17 protein-coding genes are annotated in these 17,937 nt (G+C 72.3%); all 17 read right to left on the bottom strand.

The features are described from left to right. Window positions 1-2: 2 nt before the first annotated feature. Window positions 3-521, bottom strand: a complete 519-nt coding sequence (locus tag ATL45_RS02145; protein ID WP_093156188.1) for a flavin reductase family protein — start codon at window positions 519-521, stop codon at window positions 3-5. Further along, entirely contained in the window at window positions 518-2,056 is a 1,539-nt protein-coding gene (locus tag ATL45_RS02150) for an amino acid adenylation domain-containing protein (protein WP_093156189.1), read from the bottom strand. The genes ATL45_RS02145 and ATL45_RS02150 overlap by 4 nt, the downstream gene beginning before the upstream one ends. Window positions 2,057-2,061: 5 nt before the next feature. Next, window positions 2,062-2,964 carry a hypothetical protein gene (locus ATL45_RS02155; protein ID WP_093156191.1) on the bottom strand — a complete coding sequence of 301 codons (903 nt, stop codon included), beginning with the start codon at window positions 2,962-2,964 and terminating at the stop codon, window positions 2,062-2,064. Continuing rightward, the gene (locus ATL45_RS02160; RefSeq protein ID WP_211841165.1) at window positions 2,961-3,587 is read right to left on the bottom strand and encodes a 4'-phosphopantetheinyl transferase family protein; all 627 of its coding nucleotides are present in this window, start codon (window positions 3,585-3,587) and stop codon (window positions 2,961-2,963) included. Before ATL45_RS02160 ends, ATL45_RS02155 begins: the two co-directional genes overlap by 4 nt. Then, window positions 3,572-4,729 carry an acyl-CoA dehydrogenase family protein gene (locus ATL45_RS02165; protein ID WP_246025123.1) on the bottom strand — a complete coding sequence of 386 codons (1,158 nt, stop codon included), beginning with the start codon at window positions 4,727-4,729 and terminating at the stop codon, window positions 3,572-3,574. The genes ATL45_RS02160 and ATL45_RS02165 overlap by 16 nt, the downstream gene beginning before the upstream one ends. Beyond that, complete coding sequence (locus tag ATL45_RS02170; protein WP_246025124.1) at window positions 4,722-5,906, bottom strand: acyl-CoA dehydrogenase family protein; 1,185 nt, start codon at window positions 5,904-5,906, stop codon at window positions 4,722-4,724. The genes ATL45_RS02165 and ATL45_RS02170 overlap by 8 nt, the downstream gene beginning before the upstream one ends. Before the next feature lie 98 nt (window positions 5,907-6,004). Further along, a complete protein-coding gene (locus tag ATL45_RS02175) occupies window positions 6,005-6,250 on the bottom strand; it encodes an acyl carrier protein (RefSeq protein ID WP_093156196.1) in 246 nt (81 codons plus the stop codon). Between the two features lie 5 nt (window positions 6,251-6,255). Continuing rightward, on the bottom strand, window positions 6,256-7,509 hold the full coding sequence (locus ATL45_RS02180) for a type III PLP-dependent enzyme domain-containing protein (protein ID WP_093156197.1): 1,254 nt from the start codon (window positions 7,507-7,509) through the stop codon (window positions 6,256-6,258). Further along, window positions 7,502-8,980, bottom strand: a complete 1,479-nt coding sequence (locus ATL45_RS02185) for a class I adenylate-forming enzyme family protein (protein WP_093156199.1) — start codon at window positions 8,978-8,980, stop codon at window positions 7,502-7,504. Before ATL45_RS02185 ends, ATL45_RS02180 begins: the two co-directional genes overlap by 8 nt. Further along, window positions 8,977-10,038, bottom strand: coding sequence for an acyl carrier protein (locus ATL45_RS02190; RefSeq protein ID WP_093156200.1), 1,062 nt, complete (start codon window positions 10,036-10,038; stop codon window positions 8,977-8,979). The genes ATL45_RS02185 and ATL45_RS02190 overlap by 4 nt, the downstream gene beginning before the upstream one ends. After that, complete coding sequence (locus ATL45_RS02195) at window positions 10,035-11,378, bottom strand: TrpB-like pyridoxal phosphate-dependent enzyme (protein ID WP_093156202.1); 1,344 nt, start codon at window positions 11,376-11,378, stop codon at window positions 10,035-10,037. Before ATL45_RS02195 ends, ATL45_RS02190 begins: the two co-directional genes overlap by 4 nt. Continuing rightward, window positions 11,375-11,656 (bottom strand): acyl carrier protein, encoded by a 282-nt coding sequence (locus ATL45_RS02200; RefSeq protein WP_093156203.1) that lies wholly within the window; start codon window positions 11,654-11,656, stop codon window positions 11,375-11,377. Before ATL45_RS02200 ends, ATL45_RS02195 begins: the two co-directional genes overlap by 4 nt. Before the next feature lie 22 nt (window positions 11,657-11,678). Continuing rightward, the gene (locus ATL45_RS02205; RefSeq protein ID WP_093156205.1) at window positions 11,679-12,944 is read right to left on the bottom strand and encodes a glutamate-5-semialdehyde dehydrogenase; all 1,266 of its coding nucleotides are present in this window, start codon (window positions 12,942-12,944) and stop codon (window positions 11,679-11,681) included. A 6-nt stretch (window positions 12,945-12,950) separates the two neighbouring features. Continuing rightward, entirely contained in the window at window positions 12,951-13,751 is an 801-nt protein-coding gene (locus tag ATL45_RS02210; protein WP_093156206.1) for an SDR family NAD(P)-dependent oxidoreductase, read from the bottom strand. A gap of 58 nt (window positions 13,752-13,809) precedes the next feature. Further along, window positions 13,810-14,487, bottom strand: a complete 678-nt coding sequence (locus ATL45_RS02215; RefSeq protein ID WP_093156208.1) for a thioesterase domain-containing protein — start codon at window positions 14,485-14,487, stop codon at window positions 13,810-13,812. Continuing rightward, window positions 14,484-17,642 (bottom strand): non-ribosomal peptide synthetase, encoded by a 3,159-nt coding sequence (locus ATL45_RS02220; RefSeq protein WP_093156209.1) that lies wholly within the window; start codon window positions 17,640-17,642, stop codon window positions 14,484-14,486. Before ATL45_RS02220 ends, ATL45_RS02215 begins: the two co-directional genes overlap by 4 nt. Next, window positions 17,639-17,887 carry a hypothetical protein gene (locus tag ATL45_RS02225; RefSeq protein ID WP_093156211.1) on the bottom strand — a complete coding sequence of 83 codons (249 nt, stop codon included), beginning with the start codon at window positions 17,885-17,887 and terminating at the stop codon, window positions 17,639-17,641. Before ATL45_RS02225 ends, ATL45_RS02220 begins: the two co-directional genes overlap by 4 nt. Window positions 17,888-17,937: the final 50 nt, after the last annotated feature.

Genomic DNA, 17,937 nt, shown 5'->3' on the forward strand with positions numbered 1-17,937 from the left:
GCTCACGCCACCGACGCGTAGCCGCCGCGGTGGAACACCAGCGGGCTCCGGTCCGCTTCGCCCATGTGCACCGCCACGACCCGCGCCAGGAACAGCACGTGGTCACCTGCCCGGTGCGCGACGTCGACCTGGCACTCCAGCCCGAACACCGCGCCGTCGACCAGGGCGTTGCCCGCGCCGTCGACCTCATCGCCGAGCAGCCGGGCGGCGTCGCGGCCGCGCGGTCGTTCCCGGCGGCCGAAGGTCGCCGAGAGCTCCTGCTGCTCCGCGCTGAGCACGTTGATCGCGAAGCTGCCCGCGGCGTCGATCCGCGGCCGGATGCGGCCGTCCGCCCGCACTCCGACCAGCACCATGATCGGGTCGAGGGACACCGACACGACGGAGTTGGCGGTGATCACCTCCGTCTCGGCACCGCTGCCCCGCGTGATGAGCGCGACGCCGGTCGGGAACAGCCCCATGGCGCGCCGGAAGGCCTTGCTGTCCAGCGGGATCCGCACATCCACCTGAGCTGTCACCGTCATCGCCGCCCCGCGGTCGCGGCCAGGCTGCCGCCCAGCGCCTTCCGGTCGATCTTGCCGTTCGGGTTGAGCGGGAAGATCTCGAACGCGACCACCGTGCGCGGCACCATGTAGCCGGGCAGGCGGCGCGCCAACGCTTCGACGAGGACCTCGTCGTCGACGACCGCGCCGGTGTAGGCGGCGGCGAGCTGGGTCTCGCCGTCCTCGCCCTGGACCGCCAGCACGACGGCGTCGGCGACGCCGGGCTGGTCGCGCAGCGCGGCCTCGATCTCGCCCAGCTCCACGCGGTAGCCGCGGATCTTCAGCTGGTGGTCCAGGCGGCCGAGGTGCACCAGCTGCCCCTGCGCCACCGCCACCCGGTCGCCGGTGCGGTACCAGTGCGCGTCGGTCAGCGGCTCCGACCCGTCGTAGACCTCCGCCACGTCGCCGTCGAAGCGGACGAAGCGGCCGGTGTTGCTGGCCGGATCGACGTAGCCGGGGAAGCGCTGCGGCCCGCGCAGGCACAGCTCGCCGGTGTCGGCGGGCCGGCCGTCCTCGTCGAGCACCAGGTGCTCCAGGTGCGGGTAGGCGGTTCCTATGGGCACCGTGCCGTTGGCCGGGCTGGGCCACTGCGCCGGGTCCTGCGGCAGCCGGTACTCGGTGCAGGTCACCGTCATCTCCGTCGGCCCGTAGATGTTCTCCAGCACCGAGTTCGGCGCCGCCGCCTGCCAGGCCCGCGCCTGCTGCAGGGTGAGCGGTTCGCCGCAGAACAGGCTCCACCGCAGCGTCGGCATGGTGCCGGGCTTCAGCGCGCGCAGCCGCGCAGCCAGCGAGATCACCGACGGCACCGAGTTCCAGTGCGTGATGCGGTTGCGCTCGACGAACCGGACCGGCGACAGGACGTCGTTGCGGGTGGGCACGACGAGCGTGGCACCGGCGCCCCAGGCGGTGAACATGTCGTAGACCGACGGGTCGAAGGTGAGGTCGAAGGTCTGCGACAACCGGTCACCGGGCCCGACCTCGTAGCGGGCGATGACGTGCTCCAGGTAGGCGGTGACGTTGCGGTGCTGCAGCCGCACGCCCTTGGGCCGCCCGGTGGAACCGGAGGTGAACAGGATGTAGGCGAGGTCTTCCGGGCCCGCGGCCGGTTCCGGCAGCTCACGCTGCGGGCCGAAGCCGTTCTCCTCCAGTCGCAACACCGGGACGGGGAACTCCGCGTCCAGGTCGTCCTGCACCAGCACCAGGTCGAGCCCGGCCTCCTCGGCGATGGCGGTGTTGCGCACCGCGGGGAAGGACGGGTTGAGCGGGATCACCGCCGCACCAAGGCGCTGGACCGCGAGGTATCCCGCGTAGGCCGCGACGCTGCGCGCGGCCAGCAGCCCGACCCTGGCCGGTACCGCGCCGCCGTTGCGGTCGATGATCGCGCCCGCGATGCCCTCGGCGAGGTCGGCCAGCTCCGCGTAGGTCAGCGCTCTCCCGGCGACCTCCAGTGCGATTCCGCTGCCGTTCGCGGCCACCGATGCCGCGAACCAGTCGTACATCGTGGTCTTGTCGGTCATCCTCGTCACCCTCTCGCGGTCAGTTCTCGGGTCACCTCGGTCAGCTGCGCGAAGGTCTTGGCCACCAGGCCCGGCCGGGGCCGGGACCGGCGCGCCGAGTCCAGCGCGAAGCGCAGCGCTCTCGGCAGCTCGCCCCACGCGTCCAGCGCCGGCTGCGCCTGCTCCGCGGTGAGCAGTCCCGCCGCGACGAAGGAGGTCAGCTGGAAGCGGTGGTGGCGGGCGGCTGCCCACATGTCCTCGATGTGCGCCGCCAGGGACTCGGCGCCGTCGCGGAGGATGTGCTCGGCGACCACCTCCAATGTGGACGCTGCGTCGCCGGGCCATTCCTGCTGCGTCCCAACGGTGTTGGCCGTTCGGATCAGCCAGCGGTAGTGCTCGTACGGCGGCAGCGGGACCTGTTCGCCGAGCGCGTGCGCATCGCGGTTGCGGATGGACGGCGACGGGGCGGGTACGGGAGTCATGATCCGGCGCAGCTCGGCATCGGTGAGCCAGAGGTCTTGCGGGTGCTGCTCACCGGTCGGCAGCAGGGCCTCGAACTCGTCGACGACGTGCCAGGTTCCGTTCGACTGCCCGGTCAGGAGCACCCAGTGCGGTGCCTGCCCGGAGGAGTCCGGCGCCCAAGGCAGGAAGCCGGTGTTGGCGACCGCGAGCACGCGGCCGTGCGCCTCCAGCTCAGCGCGCAGCGCCGTCGCGCACTCCGCCCACTGCGCCGCGCTGTCGTAGGCCAGCTCGCCCCGGTCGATGCGTGCGTGATGGCTGAAGATCAGCCCGCCGTCGTGCGGCCGCACGCGCAGCCGCACCGCTTCGGCCAGCCGCCACCACACCTCCGGGTCCTCGATGGCCAGGTATGCGGCGAGACTGGCCGTGTAGCAGCTCAGCTCGGCCTGGCCGCGCATCGTCGCGGTCACGATCCCTCCTCTCCTGCCGGCCCGAAGGCACAGCTCAGCGGAACCTCCGAAGCTCCGCGCAGACTCACCCACCGGTAGCTGCCCCAGCTGCCGGTGGAGGCGCCCGGCGGCACGTCGATCGCCCACGGGCGGCCGCTGATGCCCTCGCCCGTGGCCTTCACGCACGCCTCCTGCACCGTCCACACCCAGGCGAATTCGAGAGCCCGGCGCGCGGACGGCAACTGCATGACCTGGTCGGTGTGGGCGCGCAGGCAGCGCCGCGCCAGTGCGCGTTCGAGCTTCTCCGGCGGGCCCTGCACGTCGACCCCGACCTCGCGGCCAGGGGCCACGCACACCGCGACGACGCCGCTGTCGTGCGACACGCTCATGCCCAGGTCCTGCTCGCCGAGCAGGTGCGGCTTGCCGTTGCCGGAAGCCGTCACCTCCAGCTCGGCGGCCTCCGGGTACAGCTCGCGCAGCATCGAGCGCAGCAGGCTCCGGCCCGCCAGGAACTCCCGCGCCCGCCACGCCGGCATGCCCGCGGTGCGCGCCAGGTCGGCGGGGTGCGCGCGGTCCGGAAGCCGCTCGATCGCACCCGTGCCCACCCAGGTGCGCTCCGCCACCTCGATCAGCCGGCCGTGCATGGCCAGTCGCTCGGGTCCAGTTCGGCCAGCACCACCACGGCGTCGTCGGCGACCGCCGATCGCACGACCTCCGTGGTGCCGCCGCCGATCCCGAAGATCGCGGCCTGCGCCCGCAACCGCTGCGCTCCGGTCGAGGTGAACCCCTCGGCGCCCTGCAGCTGCGCGCACTCGGCGAGCACTCTGTCCACAGTGGTGCCGACGGCCGCCTTCAGCAGGGCGGCGGCGGAGGTGTCGAACCGGCTCGCGATGCGGCCGCTGAGCTCGCGGGCCAGCGCGTCCAGCTGCCGCAGGTCGACCAGGCACGCCGCGAAGCGCTGCCGAACGCTGTCCAGGTCCCACAGCGTGCCCTGCTGGTGCGAGCGCACCGACAGGCCGCGCAGCGTGTGCTCCAGCGTGCGGCGGCACAGCGCCAGCGCCCACAGTGCACCGGCCAGCCGCTCGGTGGCGATGTGCCGGGCGAAGCTCGCCAGGCCGCGCCCCGGCCGGCCCACCACGCAGGACCGCTCCAGCCGGACGTCGTCGAAGGTCACATCACCGACGCCGGAACCGTGGAACAGGTCGGAATCCGCCGCCCGCACGGACACCCCGGGAGTTCCGGCGGGCACCAGGACCCAGGTGAAGTTGGTGAAGTGCCGACCGCTGCGGTGGCGGGCCAGGACCAGGAACTCGTCGGCCGTCACCGCGTTGGTGATCCACCGCTTGGTCCCGTGGAGCACGATCTCGCGCTCGCCGAGCGCCACCTCGGTTTCCAGGGCCGTCAGATCCGAACCCGAGCCCACGTCGGTGGCGGCCAGCCCTACGATCGCCGCTCCGCCCAGGGCCCGGCGCAGCGTCTGCGCGGGCCGGCCGTCGTCCCCGGCGAGCAGCGGCAGCACCGTGGCGAGCTGCACGCACACGGAAAGCGTTGTGCCCACCGGGAAACGCGCGTCCACCGCCGCGAGCACGCGCGCCAGGCGCGCCGGAATCACCCCGGCGCCGGGCGAGCCGTGCCGGTACACCTGCTCGATCAGGCCGGTCTGGCCCAGCGCCGCCCAGATCTCCCGCGCCGAGGCCGCCGGGGCCAGCTCGTCGAGGACCTTCTCCAGCGCGTCGAAGCCGGGCAGTTCGACCATCGGCTCCGGTGACAACGCCGCCTCAGGCAAAGCGCACCTCCGAGTCCATCAGCGCGAGCCGGCCGTCGGCGAGGTGCAGCCGGTCGTTGCTGTAGTTCAGGGCGGCGGATCGCAGGTCGCGCAGCGCCTGCTCCAGCCTGGTCGGCGAGTCCTTGAGGTAGCCGTGCCGCAACCCCACGGCGTCGACCAGGTCGTCGACGGCGGCGTGGCACTGCTCGGCCGCGGTGATCTTGAGCGCGTTGAGCAGCAGCTGGTTCCTCGGCAGCGACAGGTTCGAGGTGGTGCGCACCATCTCCTCGGTCCGCCACAGCAAGGCGTGCACGGAGTCCAGCCGCTGCCGGGCCTTGGAGAGCCTGGTCAGCAGCAGTTCGGACTTGACGTCGAACCGCTTGCGCCCGGCCGGGCTCCGCAGCAGCCGCAGCACCCGCGAGAGCGCTCCGGCCGCGGTGCCCAGCCACGCCGCCGACCAGCCGAGGTGCGCGAGCGGCCCGAACACCGAGCCGGCGATGTCCGCGAAACCGCCTGGCGCACCGACGATCTGGTGCGCGGGGACGGTCCCGGTCAGCTGCAGCGCGATGCTGTGGCTGGCTCGCATGCCCATCGGCTGCCAGTCACCGGAGGCGTCGGTGGTGAGCTGGTCGCGGCGGGCGTAGACCAGCGACACCTGGTTCGGCGCATCGGCCTCGACCGCGCGCATCGTGATCAGGAACCCGTCGGCGTGCGCACCGCCGGTGACGATCGGCGCGAACCGGTCGACGGCCAGCTGCGCACCGTCGGAGCGCAGCGCCGACCCGGCGCTGAGCAGGTGCCCGCCGGTGCCGACCTCGGTCGTCACCGACGCCAGGTACTCCGCGCCGCTGCCCAGCCTGCCCAGCAGCTCCGACCGCAGCGGCTCCGCCGCGTGCCGGACGACCGCGGCGACCTGCTGGCAGTGCATCGTGAAGATCATCGCCAGCGACATGTCCACGCGCCCGAGCCGGATGCCGATCCGCAGCACGTCGGCGACGCTGCCGCCCAGCCCGCCGTGCTCGACGGGCACCAGCAGCCCCAGCAGCCGCGTGCGGCGGAGCTCGTCGAGCGCTGCCACCGGGAACACCGCCTCCCGGTCGGCCGCGGCGACGTGCTCCTCCGCGACAGCGGCCACCTGGTCGGCCAGCGCGTCGAACCCGACCGTTTCCGCCTCTCCGCGATTCACAGCGGTGGTCACGTCCGGCTCGATCTCGCGTTTCGCGGTTTCTCGTGGCTGGTTCGCGTCACGTTCCCCTGGGGTGCGGTTGAGCAGAACTGGAGTTGACACGGAGCTGCTCATGCCACTGCCTCCGGTATCTGCGCGGAGACGACTCGCCACAGGCTTCCCGCGGTGGCGAAGCTCTCGTCGTTGAGCTCGTCGTCGGGCAGGGCGATGCCGTAGGCGTCCTCGATGGCGAACAGCAGCTCGATGGCCTGCATGGAGTCCAGCCCGAGCTCGCGCAGGCCGGTGTCCTCGGTGATCTCGCGACCGCCGGCGAACTTCAGGAACGGAACCAGCAGCTCGGTGAAACGCGCGTCCATCGTGATCAGTCCTCTCCGTGGGTTCGGATCAGTTCCAAACGGGAAACCTGCGGGGGCCGCTGCGGGTCGTCGCCGTCGACGACGACCTCCGCGGGCATCGGGTGGCCCAGGAAGGCCAGAAGGCTCGCGTAGAGCCCATAAGCGCCGACGTTGGGCACGGCGAGCACGTCACCGGGCCGCACCTCGGGCACCTCGGCCGACCGCGCCCAGAGATCCAGCGGCGTGCACAGCGGACCGGCGATCATCGCGGTCATCCGGCCCCGGCCGTCCGGCTCGCCGACGAGGTCGGGCACCAGCGGTGGGACGCGCCGCAGCCCGGCCATGCCGCCCAGGTGGTTGATGCCCGACTCCAGCACCACCACGTCGCGGCCGTGCGAGCGCTTGACGTCGAGCACCGAGGTCACCAGCGTGCCCGCGGTGCCGACCAGGTAGCGGCCGGTCTCGAAGGCGATCGCCGGTGCCGGGTCCGGGAGCTCCTCGCGGAAGAGGGCCTCCAGCGCGGGTTTCAGACCATCGAGCGGGATGCGGTCGCCCCGCTTGGCGAACGGTGCGCCGAAACCGCCGCCGAGGTCGAGCAGCTCGATCGTCTCGCCGTGCGCGGCGAAGACCTCGCAGAGCCGGGCCGCGGTGCGCACGGACTGGCGGAACTGCGCGACGAGGTCGTCGACGGTGAGCAGGTTGGTGCCCATGTACAGGTGCAGGCCGCGCATCCGCACGTGCTCCCGCCCGGCGAACCGCTCGGGTTCGGCCAGCACCCAGGCCAGGTCGGCGCCGAACTGCGACGCCACCCCGGTCATGGCGAGGCCCTGCCCGGCGGCGGGCTGGTCGTCGTTGATCCGCAGCAGGCAGCCGAGCCGGACGTCGTGGGCCGCGGCGACCGCTTCGAGCTGGTCCAGCGCCACGACCGAATCGACGGAGAACTCCCGCACGCCCAGCCGCACCGCCCGGTCGAGGTCCGCGTCGCGCTTGCCCGGGCCGGTGTAGAGCACCTGCCCGGCGGACCAGCCGGCCTGCAGCGCCGCGTCCAGCTCGCCCGGCGAGCAGACCTCCGGCAGCGCGCCACCGGCGCGGAGCTCGCTCAGCAGCGCCGGGTGCGGATTGGCCTTGAGCGAGTAGTACACCTCAGCCGAGCCCGGCAGCGCCGACCGCAGGTGCGCGTGGTTCTCGCGCACCACGGCCAGGTCGTAGACGTAGGCCGGGGTCCGCACCGCGCCGAGCCGGTCGCGGACACCGCTGCGCTCCAGCAGGGCCTCAACCATGATCGGCCTCCAGCATCGCGGTCATGGCCTTGCGGTCGACCTTCCCGTTGCGGGTCAACGCGATCCGCTCGACCACCAGGCACCGGCCGGGGATCTTGAACTCCTCGATCTCGGCGCGCATCGCCGCCAGCACCTCGTCGGGCCCGGTGTCGGCGACGACCATCAGCACCGCCCGCCGCTGTCCCTCGGGCGGCAGCACCGCGGCCGAGCTCACCCCGGGGACGCGCCGCGCGGCGGCCTCGACCTCGGTGGCGCTGACCCGGAAGCCGCGCTCCTTGTAGATGTCGTCGCGGCGGCCCTCGAAGTACAGGTGGCCGTCCTCGTCGACCCATCCGTAGTCGCCGGTGCGCAGCTCGGGGAACAGCTCGTCGCGGCGGAGGAACCGGCGGGCCGACATCTCCGGCTGCCGCCAGTAACCGGCCATCACGTTGGGCCCGCGAACGGTGATCTCGCCGACCTCGCCCGGCTCCAGCCTGCGCCCCTCACCGTCCACTGTGAACACCTCGGTGCCGGGCAGGGCCCGCCCGCAGGTGCCGGGGCGCCGCAGGTCGTCGTCGGGCTCGGCGATCGTCGCGCGCTTGCACTCGGTGAGCCCGAACATCAGCTGCACCCGCAGCCCGGGGATCGCCGCGCGCAGCCGCGCCAGCGCTTCCGCGGGCATCGCCGCACCGGTGTTGGTCACCAGCCGGATCGCGGGCACCACCGCCGCGCGCCGGGCCAGCAGCCTGCCCAGCGCGTCGGCGACCGCGGGCACGGCGGGCAGCACGGTGGCACCGGCCTCCACCAGGTTCGTCACCAGGCTCGGCCCGACCTCGGCCGGGCGGCCGAGCCAGACGTGCGCGCCCGAAGCCGCGCCCAGGAACAGCTGGTACATGCCGTAGTCGAAGGACATCGGCAGCGGGCAGTACACCACGTCGGTGTCCTGGTAGCGCAGCACCGACTGGATCGCCGTCACCGCGAAGGTGACCTGCTGGTGCGTGCTGACGACCGCCTTCGGCGCCGAGGTGGTGCCGGAGGTGTAGATCAGGAACAGCGGGTCCACCGCCAGCGGCTCCCGCTCCGGCACCTCCTGCGCTCCCCCGCTCAGCCGCTCGATGAGCTCCGCGCTGCTCAGGACCGCGATCCCGCGAGCGTGAGCGGGCTCGGAGACGTCGTCGGAGACGACCAGCACGGGCTCGCAGTCGTCGAGCACGTGCTCCAGCGCGCGATCGGTCGTCTGCTCGTGCAGCACCGAGATGACCGCGCCGATCCGCGATGCGGCGTAGATCAGCGCCGGGTGCAGCACGCTCGACGGCAGCACCACGACGACGCGCTGTCCACGCCGGACGCCGCGCTCGTGCAGCAGCCGGGCCAGGCGGCGGCTCGCCGCGGCCAGTTCGAGGTGGGTCAGCGTGCGACCCGCCGCGGTGATCGCCGGACGACCGGGCCACCGTTCGGCCGCGTCGTCGAGCAGTTCGTGCAGCAACGTCATGGCAGAACTCCCTCCGTGCGCACCGCCGGCGGCCGGATCACCTGGCAGAGGTCGTCGAGGCGGTGCAGGTTCTCGGGCAGCAGGTCGGCGGCGTCGATGTCGGCGCCCAGCTCGCTCTCCAGCTGCTCGACGATCTCCACCAGCCGGAACGAGCTGAACCGCGGCAGCGAGGTGAAGCTGACGCCACCGAGCAGCTGCTGCTCGGGAACGTCCAGCACCGACGCCACCACGCCGGCGACCGAGCGCCGCCACCGCTCGTCGCCGAGCGCGAACACCTCGCGGTCGGCGGCCAGCACCGCCCGCAAGCGCTCCACCACGGCAGCGGGCTCGGGCCTGCCGCGCACGACGCGCCGGTAGGCCAGGTAGGTCTGCTCGACCAGCGCGTCCCAGCGGCTCAAGTGCTCGGCGAGCGCGGTCGGCGTCGGCAGGCCGCGGTGCTCACGGAACGCGGCGTGCAGCTTCCGGGAACGGGCCAGCAGCCAGGTTTCCAGCGTCAGCCGGTCCAGCGCCGCCACGCGGTCCGGCTCGGACTCGTAGGCGGACACGTACTCCTCGATCTCGCCGCCGTCGAGCGACGCGACGGGATTCGGCGCGACACCCGGCGTGAAGTGCAGAACCTCCCCCGCAATCCGGAGATCCGGGTACTGCCAGGTTCCGGGTGTCGCCGGGCCCCACTGCGTGTCGTTGGCGTAGGCGTCGACCACCTCGCCGTCGGCGGTGAGCAGGAAGCTGTGCTCCATGTGCCGCTGCTGGAAGTACGGCACCCACGGCAGCTCGTACGCGTCGGCGATGACGTACGCCTGCTCACCCGGCCGCACGGCTGCGGTCAGCGGGCCGTCGGTGACCGTGCGCCGGTCCGCGAGGCGCAGGCCGAGCAGGTTCTCCGCGTCCGAGATGTGCTGCTCCAGCGTCGGTTCGACCGTGGGCAGCTGCTCGGCGCGCCACCGGAAGCGCAGCGCCGCACCGAGGTTGAGGTGCGTGCCCGCGCCGTGGTGGCGGTCGGCCAGCACCGCGAGGTTGGCCTGCACGCAGTCGAGCAGCTCGGACCGCACCGTCATGGCCGCCTCCCCACCGTCGAGAGCTCGCCCACCCGGTCGAGCCCGGACACGGCGGCGGACAGCGCCTCCGGGAGCGGCGCGACGTCGCTGAGCTCGCCGTCGAGGAACTGCTGGTAGGCGGCCAGGTCCAGATAGCCGTGACCGCTGGCGCACACCAGCACACCGCGCTCGGCGCGCATGCCTTCGGCGGTGCCGGTCGCCAGCTTCGCCGCGGCCGCCAGCGCATGACCGGATTCCGGTGCGGGCAGCACGGTTTCGTGCACGGTCAGCAGCCGACCCGCTTCCAGCGCCTCGACCTGGCCGATGCCCATCGCCTCGACCTGACCGGCGTGCCGCATCGCCGAGACGACCTTCGCCGCGGCGTGGAACCGCAGGCCCGCCGAGTGCGAGTCGGGGATGACGTAGTCACTGCCGATGGTGTACATCGCCTCCAGCGGCCCGGTTCCCGTCGCGTCGGTCTGGTCGTATGCGTAGACACCGCGGCTCAGCTTGGGCGTGGTGCTGGACTCCGCGGCCACCAGCAGGGGCGCCGGGGTGCCGGTGGCGACGGCCTCGGCGTGGAACGGCAGCGCGATGCCGCCGAAGTTGGAACCCGCCCCGACGCAGCCGACGACCGCGTCGACGTCGGCGTCGAGCTCGGCCAGCTGAACCTGCGCTTCCTGCCCGATCACCGACTGGTGCAGGATGCTGTAGGTCTCGCCGCTGCCGATGCTGAACGCGGCACCGTCGGTGGCCTTGGCGTACTCCACCGCCTCGCCGATGGCCAGCGACAGGCTGTTGCCACGACTGCCGTCGTGATCGCGGCCGACCGCGGTCAGGTCGCTCGGGCTGGCGTGGACCTCGGCGCCGAGCATCCGCATGAGCACGCCGCGGTAGGGCTTGCGGCTCAGGCTCGACCCGACCATGAACACCGTGCAGCGCAGGCCGAACAGCGCGCAGGCCGCGGCCAGCGCCGTGCCCCACTGCCCGGCACCGGTCCCGGTCACCAGCTCCTTCACCCCGGCCCGCGAGTAGTAGTAGGCCTGCGCGAGCGCGGTGTTGAGCTTGTGGCTGCCGGAGATGTTGCCGCCCTCGTACTTCACGTAGACCGGCACCCGGGCACCGATGGCCCGCTCGAAACCGGTCGCCCGCCACAGCGGAGTCGGCCGGAACTTCCGGTAGGCGTCGGCGATCTCGTCGGGGATCGGCCAGTACTCCTTGCGGGAGATGCTCTGCCGCACCAGCTCCATCGGCAGGTTGGCCTGCACGCCCTGCCCGCTGGTCACCCGCGGGCTGCGATCGGCCGGGAGCTCATCGATGTGCGGCAAGACGCTGCGCCAGCTCGAAGGCAAGGAACTCATGCCGTCACCTCCGCGGCTTGGAGGACTACGTTGATCAGGTCGTTGACGGTGTGGAACTGGCGGCCGACGAAGAGGTCGTCGGAGAGCTCGACGTCCAGCTCGTCCTCCAAGCGGATCAGCATTCCCACGAAGCCGAGGGAGTTGACCGACAACCGGTCTCCGTTGAGCAGCTCGTCGTCCGGGATCTGGTCCGGGGTGAGGGAAATCCGCGATTCGGCGATGACCACTCGTTTGACGGCTTCGGCGACCGCCGCGCGGTCGAGCGTGGCTGTGGACATGATTCCTCCTCCAGGTGCGGGTTCAGCTGACCGTGCTGCGCAGCGTGCCGTTGGCCGCCACCAGCCAGGTGTGGGTCAACAGCGAGCGCATCGTCACCGGGCCGCGCTCGTGCAGGCGGCCGGTGCTGATGGAGACCTCGGCGCCGAGACCGAGGGTGGGGCCGTCGTGCAGCCGCAGCGATCCGTTCACCACGATCGCGGCGGCGTCGACCCGCTTGACGAACTCCGCGGCGACCCGCTCGTCACCGGAGACCACGCCTTCGGTGTGCATCGAGCCGAACCGGCGGATGTGCTCGACCGCTTCGGCCAGGCCCGCCACGGCGCGGACGCCGATCGCCGGCTCCAGGAACTCGCGGCCGAAGTCGTGCTCGGCCAGCGCCCCGATCCGCCACAGCGCACCGTCGGCGCTGGCGGGAGCGGTGACGCGCTCGTCGAGGCGGAACGTCACCTCCTGCTCGGCAGCGTCGGCCAGCGCCGCGGCGAACGGCGTCGCCACCTGCTCGTCGACGAGGACCAGCTCCAGGGTGTTGCAGGCGGTGGGCTCGGCCAGCTTGCTGTCCAGCGCCACCGCCGCGGCCAGCGCGAGGTCGGCGGATTCGTGCACGTAGAGGTGGTTGACGCCGCCGCCGCTGGCGATGACCGGGATCGTGCTCGTGGTCCGGCAGTAGTCGATCAGCGACGGGCTGCCGCGCGGGATGAGCACGTCGATCGCGTCCCCGCGGCCGAGCAGCTCGCGCAGCACGGCACGGCTGGGATCGTCCAGCGTGGTCACCATGCCGATCGGCAGGCCGGACGCCGCCAGCGCCTTGTCCACCACAGTGGACAGAGCGGCGTTGGTGGCGGCGATCTCCTTGCCACCGCGCAGGATCACGGCGTTGCCGGTGACCACCGGCAGCAGCGCGCCCTCCACGGTGACCGTCGGCCGCGCTTCGTAGACCATCAGAGCGACACCCAGCGGCTTGGGCACCTTGCGCAGCGAGGCGGCCTTGCCCACCGGAGTCTCCGGGCCGGGCTTGAGCACGTCGGGAAGCTCAGCGGCCACGCTGCGGGTCAGCGCCCGCAGCTGCTCCAGGTGCGCCTCCCCCAACCGGATCCGGTCGAGCAGGACCGGCGGCAGACCGCGGTCCTGAGCGGCCTGCACGTCGCGGGCGTTGGCCTCCAGGACGAGCGGCCACGATTCGGTGAGGGCGCGGGCGAGTTCGGCGGGATAGCGCAGGAACGCCGGGTCACCGACCGGAGGTGCGGTGTCGTAGGCGAGCCGGGACGCGCGGAGCAGTTCGTCAGTCATGGTCTCCTACCACATGAATTGGCCGCCGTCGACGATCAGCTTCTGCCCGGTGAGGTAGCTGCTGTGCGCGCTGACCAGGAACTCCAGGGCGTCGGCGATGTCGTCGGGGGAACCGATGCGTCGTTGCGGGATCTCGGCCAGCACGGCGGCCCGGTGCTCCGGGTCGTCGAGCCGGAATCGGGTGATGAGCTCGTCGGTTTCGGTCATGCCCGGGATCAGGCAGTTGACCCGGATCGCGGGGGCGAGCTCGGTGGCCAGGCACTTGGTGAGCTGCAGCAGCCCGGCCTTGCTCGCCGCGTAGTTCACGCCGTTGGACCGCGGGCGGATCCCGGTCGTGGCGCCGATGTTGACGATGTTTCCCGCGCCCGCCGCCAGCATCGCCGGGGCGAACGCCTTGATCAGGTGGAACGGTCCGGACAGGTTGGTGTCGATGACCCGCTGCCAGTCGGCGCCGGTCAGCTCCAGGAAGGGCCGGTCGATGTTGATACCGGCGTTGTTCACCAGCACCGCAGGCGTGCCGTGCTCGTCGAGGACCTGATCGGCGAACGCTGCCACGGCCTGCGGATCGGAGATGTCGCACTGGACCGGCAGCACTCCGGTGCCCTCCGCCGCGCCGCCGCTGGTGCGGTACACCGCGATCACCCGGTAGCCGAGCTTGGCCAGCCGCGCGCTCAGCGCCGCGCCGATGCCCCGGGTCCCACCGGTGACGATCGCGAGTCTGGGCTGTCCCGCCTCTCCGCGATATTCAGTGGTGGTTGCGTTTGGCGTTGTTCTCGCGTTGTGCGGTTTCTTGTGGCTGGGTTGCATCACGGTCCCCTGAGGTGCGGTTGAGCCGGACTCCTGACCCCTGTTGGCACAAGGGGTCTCATGCTTCTTCCAGGGAGTTCAGGAACTCGTCGAGATGGCCGAGCACCGCCGCCAGGTGCGGGCTCGCGAGCACCTCGAAGTGCCCGCAGTCGACCTCCGCGATGCGCAGGTGACCGGCCAGGTCCCGCCACGCCGCCGCGTGGGCGGGGTTCTCCCGGCGGCACGCCACGAGCAGGGCCGGCCCGGGATAGCACTGCCGCGCCTGGTATCCGGACGCGGCGGTGATGTGCGCATCGGTGGTCGCGCGGACAGCTTCGTCGTCCGTGCCACCGGCGATCAGGTCCCGCAGGTGGTCGCGCTGGTCATCCGGCACCGGCTCGGCGACGGCCGGGCTGTCGACCATCACCACGGCCGGGCGCCGTCCGAGTTCGGCGTAGCGCAGCGCCAGCTCCCAGGCCAGCGAGCCGCCGAGCGACCAGCCGAACAGCACGCTCGGCGCGCCCAGCGGCTCCAGCGCCGCCCAGTAGCGCTCCACCATCGCCGCCACCTCGGTGTCCGGCTCTTCCCCGGCCATCAGGCCGCTGGCCCGGACGCCCTGCACCGGCCCGCGCCGGGCCAGGTGCGCGGCCGCACCGAGGCAGGGCCCGACACCGCCGCCCGCGGGCGGCAGCACGACCGACAGCGGCCCGGTGCCGCGCTTGATCGGCACGAGCAGCGACGCCAGCGCGCTGGTCATCGCTTCACCCCTTCCGCGCGCAGAGCTGCGGCCATGGCCGCGACGGTCGGATCGGCGAAGAAGTCGAGGATCGTCAACGACACCGCGAACTCCTCCTCGATCCGGGCCAGCGCGATCAGCGCGTTGAGCGAATGAGCGCCGAGCTCCAGCAATGACCCGTCGACCGGTGGCAGCGTGTCACCGAGCAGCCCGGCCCACATCCACTGCAACCAGGCCTCGACGGGATCGGCCGACAGCGTCGCGGCCAGTGCGGCAGCGCGGTCGTCCTCGGCCAGCAGGTCCGCCGCGGCGGCCACCAGCGCGTTCCGGTCGACCTTCCCGTTCGCGGTGGTCGGGATCCGCTCCACCGCGACCACCACCGCGGGCACCATGTAGCCCGGCAGCCGCGCCGCGAGCTCCCGCCGCACCTCGGCGGGCTCCGGAGCCGAATCCGGCTGCGTGGTCAGGAAGAGCAGCAGCCGGCGCGCCGCAGCGTCACCGTCCACCGCGGCCACCGCGAGGCGCACGCCCGGCAGCTCCTGCGCGGCGGCCTCGATCTCGCCGAGCTCGACCCGGAAGCCCCGGATCTTGACCTGGTCGTCGTTGCGGCCGAGGAACACCAGCTGGCCGTCCGCCGCCCACATCACCTGGTCACCGGTGCGGTACCGGCGGCCCGCGGGCCTGCGCGGATCGGGCAGGAAGCGCTCGTCGGTGCGCTGCGGATCGTTGACGTAGCCGTGCGCCGGGCAGCGACCGCCCAGCAGGAGCTCGCCGAGCACGCCGCGCGGGGCCAGGTGCCCGGTCCGGTCGACGACCTGCGCGGTCACGCCGGTGATCGGGCGGCCGATCGGGACGTGCGCGTCCCAGTGGTCGGCGGCGGTCGGCGAGAAGGTGGTCACCGCGTGCGTCTCGGTCGGGCCGTAGAGGTTGACCAGGTCGATGCCCGGTCGCTGCGCGAAGAACCGCCTGATCTGAGCGGTCATGACCAGCTGCTCACCGGAGACGCACAGCCACCGCACCGACGGCAGCCGCTCCCCCGCCGCCTCGACCGCCTGCACGAACGGCGCCAGCGCGGCGACCGGCAGGTACACGTGGGTGACGGCCTTGTCGCGCACGTGCCGCACCAGGGCGGGGAAATCGCGGCGGTCGACGTCGTCGCGGGCGACGACGGTGCCGCCGGCGACCAGCGTCGGCACGATCTCCTGGAAGGACACGTCGAAACCACCCGGCGCGTACTGCAGGAACCGAGTCGTCGAGTCCATGCCCAGCGCGTCGACCTGCCAGGCGGTGAGGTTGACCAACGGCGCGTGGTGCATCAGCACGCCCTTGGGCTTGCCGGTGGATCCGGAGGTGAACATGACGTACACCGCGTCGGCATCGGTACCGGGCTGCTCCGCCAGCTCCGCCGGGCCGGCGCCTCCCGGCGCCACCACGCGCACTCCCGGAACCGGGGCGTCGGCCACCGCGACCCGGCATTCGGCCTTGTCGAGCATGTAGGCCAGCCGCTCGTCCGGCAGCGAGGAATCCAGCGGCAGGTAGGCGGCGCGCAACCGCAGCACGGCGAGGATCGCGACGATCGTGTCCAGCAGCGAACCGGTTGCGAGCCCCACGACGTCGCCCGCGCGCACACCGCACTGCTGCAACCGCACAGCCAACGCCCCGGCGGAGGCGTCCAGTTCCGCGTAGCTGACCTGCCGGTCGTGCTCGTCGACCGCGATCGCGTCGGGTCGGGCCGCGCACGCCTTGCGCAGCCAGCCGTCCAGATCCGGCGCCGCGGGCTGCACGCCCAAACCGTCGGCACGCTCGGTCTCCACTGTGGACGCGTCGGTGAACAGGTCGGACAACCGCACGTCGGTGTCGGCTGCGACGGCTCGCAGAGCACTGCGCAGCGAACCCGCGATGCCGTCGACGATCTCCGGCGGCAGCAGCGTCCGGTCGTGCTCCAGTTCCAGCAACCAGCCGTCACCGGTCGGCGTGACGCCCAGCCACAGGTCGAACTTCGCGGTCCCGGTGCCGTGCTCGCGCAGCTCCCTGACCGGCGAATCCGGGGCGACATCAGTGGAGTCCTGCATCGCGAGCATGCAGGAGAACAGCGGGTTTCGGTTGCCACCACGACTGGGATCGACGCGCCGGACGATGCGCGTGAACGGCACCGCGGCGTTGGACTTGACCTCCTGCACTCGCGGGGCCACGTGATCGCGGAGGTAGGCCTCGAAGCTCACCTGCCACGGCACGTCCACGACCAGCGGCAGCGTGTTGACGAAGAACCCGCACAGGTCGAAGGAGCCGACCGTGCGCCGCGCCATCAGCGGTGCGCCGAACACGACCGAGTCCTGCCCGCTGTGGCGCGCGAGCACCGCGGCGTAGATCGCCGAGAAGAAGGTGAAGGCGCTGATGCCCAGCGCGCCGCAGGCCTGGTCGATCAGCCGGTTCTCCTCGGCGGTGAGCCGCAGTTCGACCCGGTCACCGCTGAAGTCGGTGCTCGTCGGCCGGTTCGGCCTCGGGTGCAGGACCGTCGGCGAGGTCTGCCGCAGCAACTCGGCGATGGCCTCGACCGCGGCCTCAGCCTCAGCCGTGTCCGCGGCGGCGACCTGCGCCTGGAGTTCCCTGCGCAGTGCACGTTCCCGCTTCTTCTGCAGCGCGGCGACGTCGAGTGTCCCGGTGAGCGCCTTGGAGAGATCATCGACCAACGGGCGCAGGGAGAATCCGTCGAAGACGGTGTGGTGCACGGCCAGCAGCAGCACGGCGCGGCTGCCGTCGGCGGCGCGCAGGTGCGCTGCGCGCAGCAGCGGCGGGTCGCCCAGGTCGAAGGCCGTGTTAGCCAGCTCGGTCAGCAGGGCGTGCTTCTCCGCGTCGAACTCCGCAGCGGAAGCCTGGGCGAGGCTCACCGGTACCCGGTTCGCCGGAACCGGTTCCGCCACATGGGCGTGCGGGCGCGGGCTTTCGCGCAGTGCGCTGCGCAGCGCCGGCTGCACCGCGAGCACATCCGCGAGCGCGGAGCGGATCCGCACGCCGTCGAAGCCCGGGTCCAGGCCGATCTCGGCGACCACGTTGTAGAGGTGGGCAGCGGGCACTGAGCGGTGCACGACCAGCAGGCCCAACTGCGACTCGGTCAGCGGCGCGGCGGCCGGATCCTGCTCGTCCCGGCCCTCCACCGGGACCACGGTGGCGGTCATCGGGCCACTCCGGCCTGCTCGGACAGCAGATCGCGCAGCCACTGGCGGAACTGGCCGACGGTGCGGATGCCGCCGAGCCGGGCGGCGTCGATCTCGGCGTCGTCGTCGGGCAGCAACCCGACGACGATGCGCACCGCGGTCAGCGAATCGATGCCGACCTCGACCAGGGTGGAATCATCCCGCCACTGCGAGCGCACGAACTCGGCCAGCCGTGCGTCGATCTCCCTCGGAATCGCTTCCGTCATGACCTCTTCTCCCCGTAGCGCGACTCTGGACGCGTGCGTTTCGACTTGCG

This window comes from Saccharopolyspora antimicrobica (genome assembly GCF_003635025.1).
GTDB lineage: Bacteria > Actinomycetota > Actinomycetes > Mycobacteriales > Pseudonocardiaceae > Saccharopolyspora > Saccharopolyspora antimicrobica.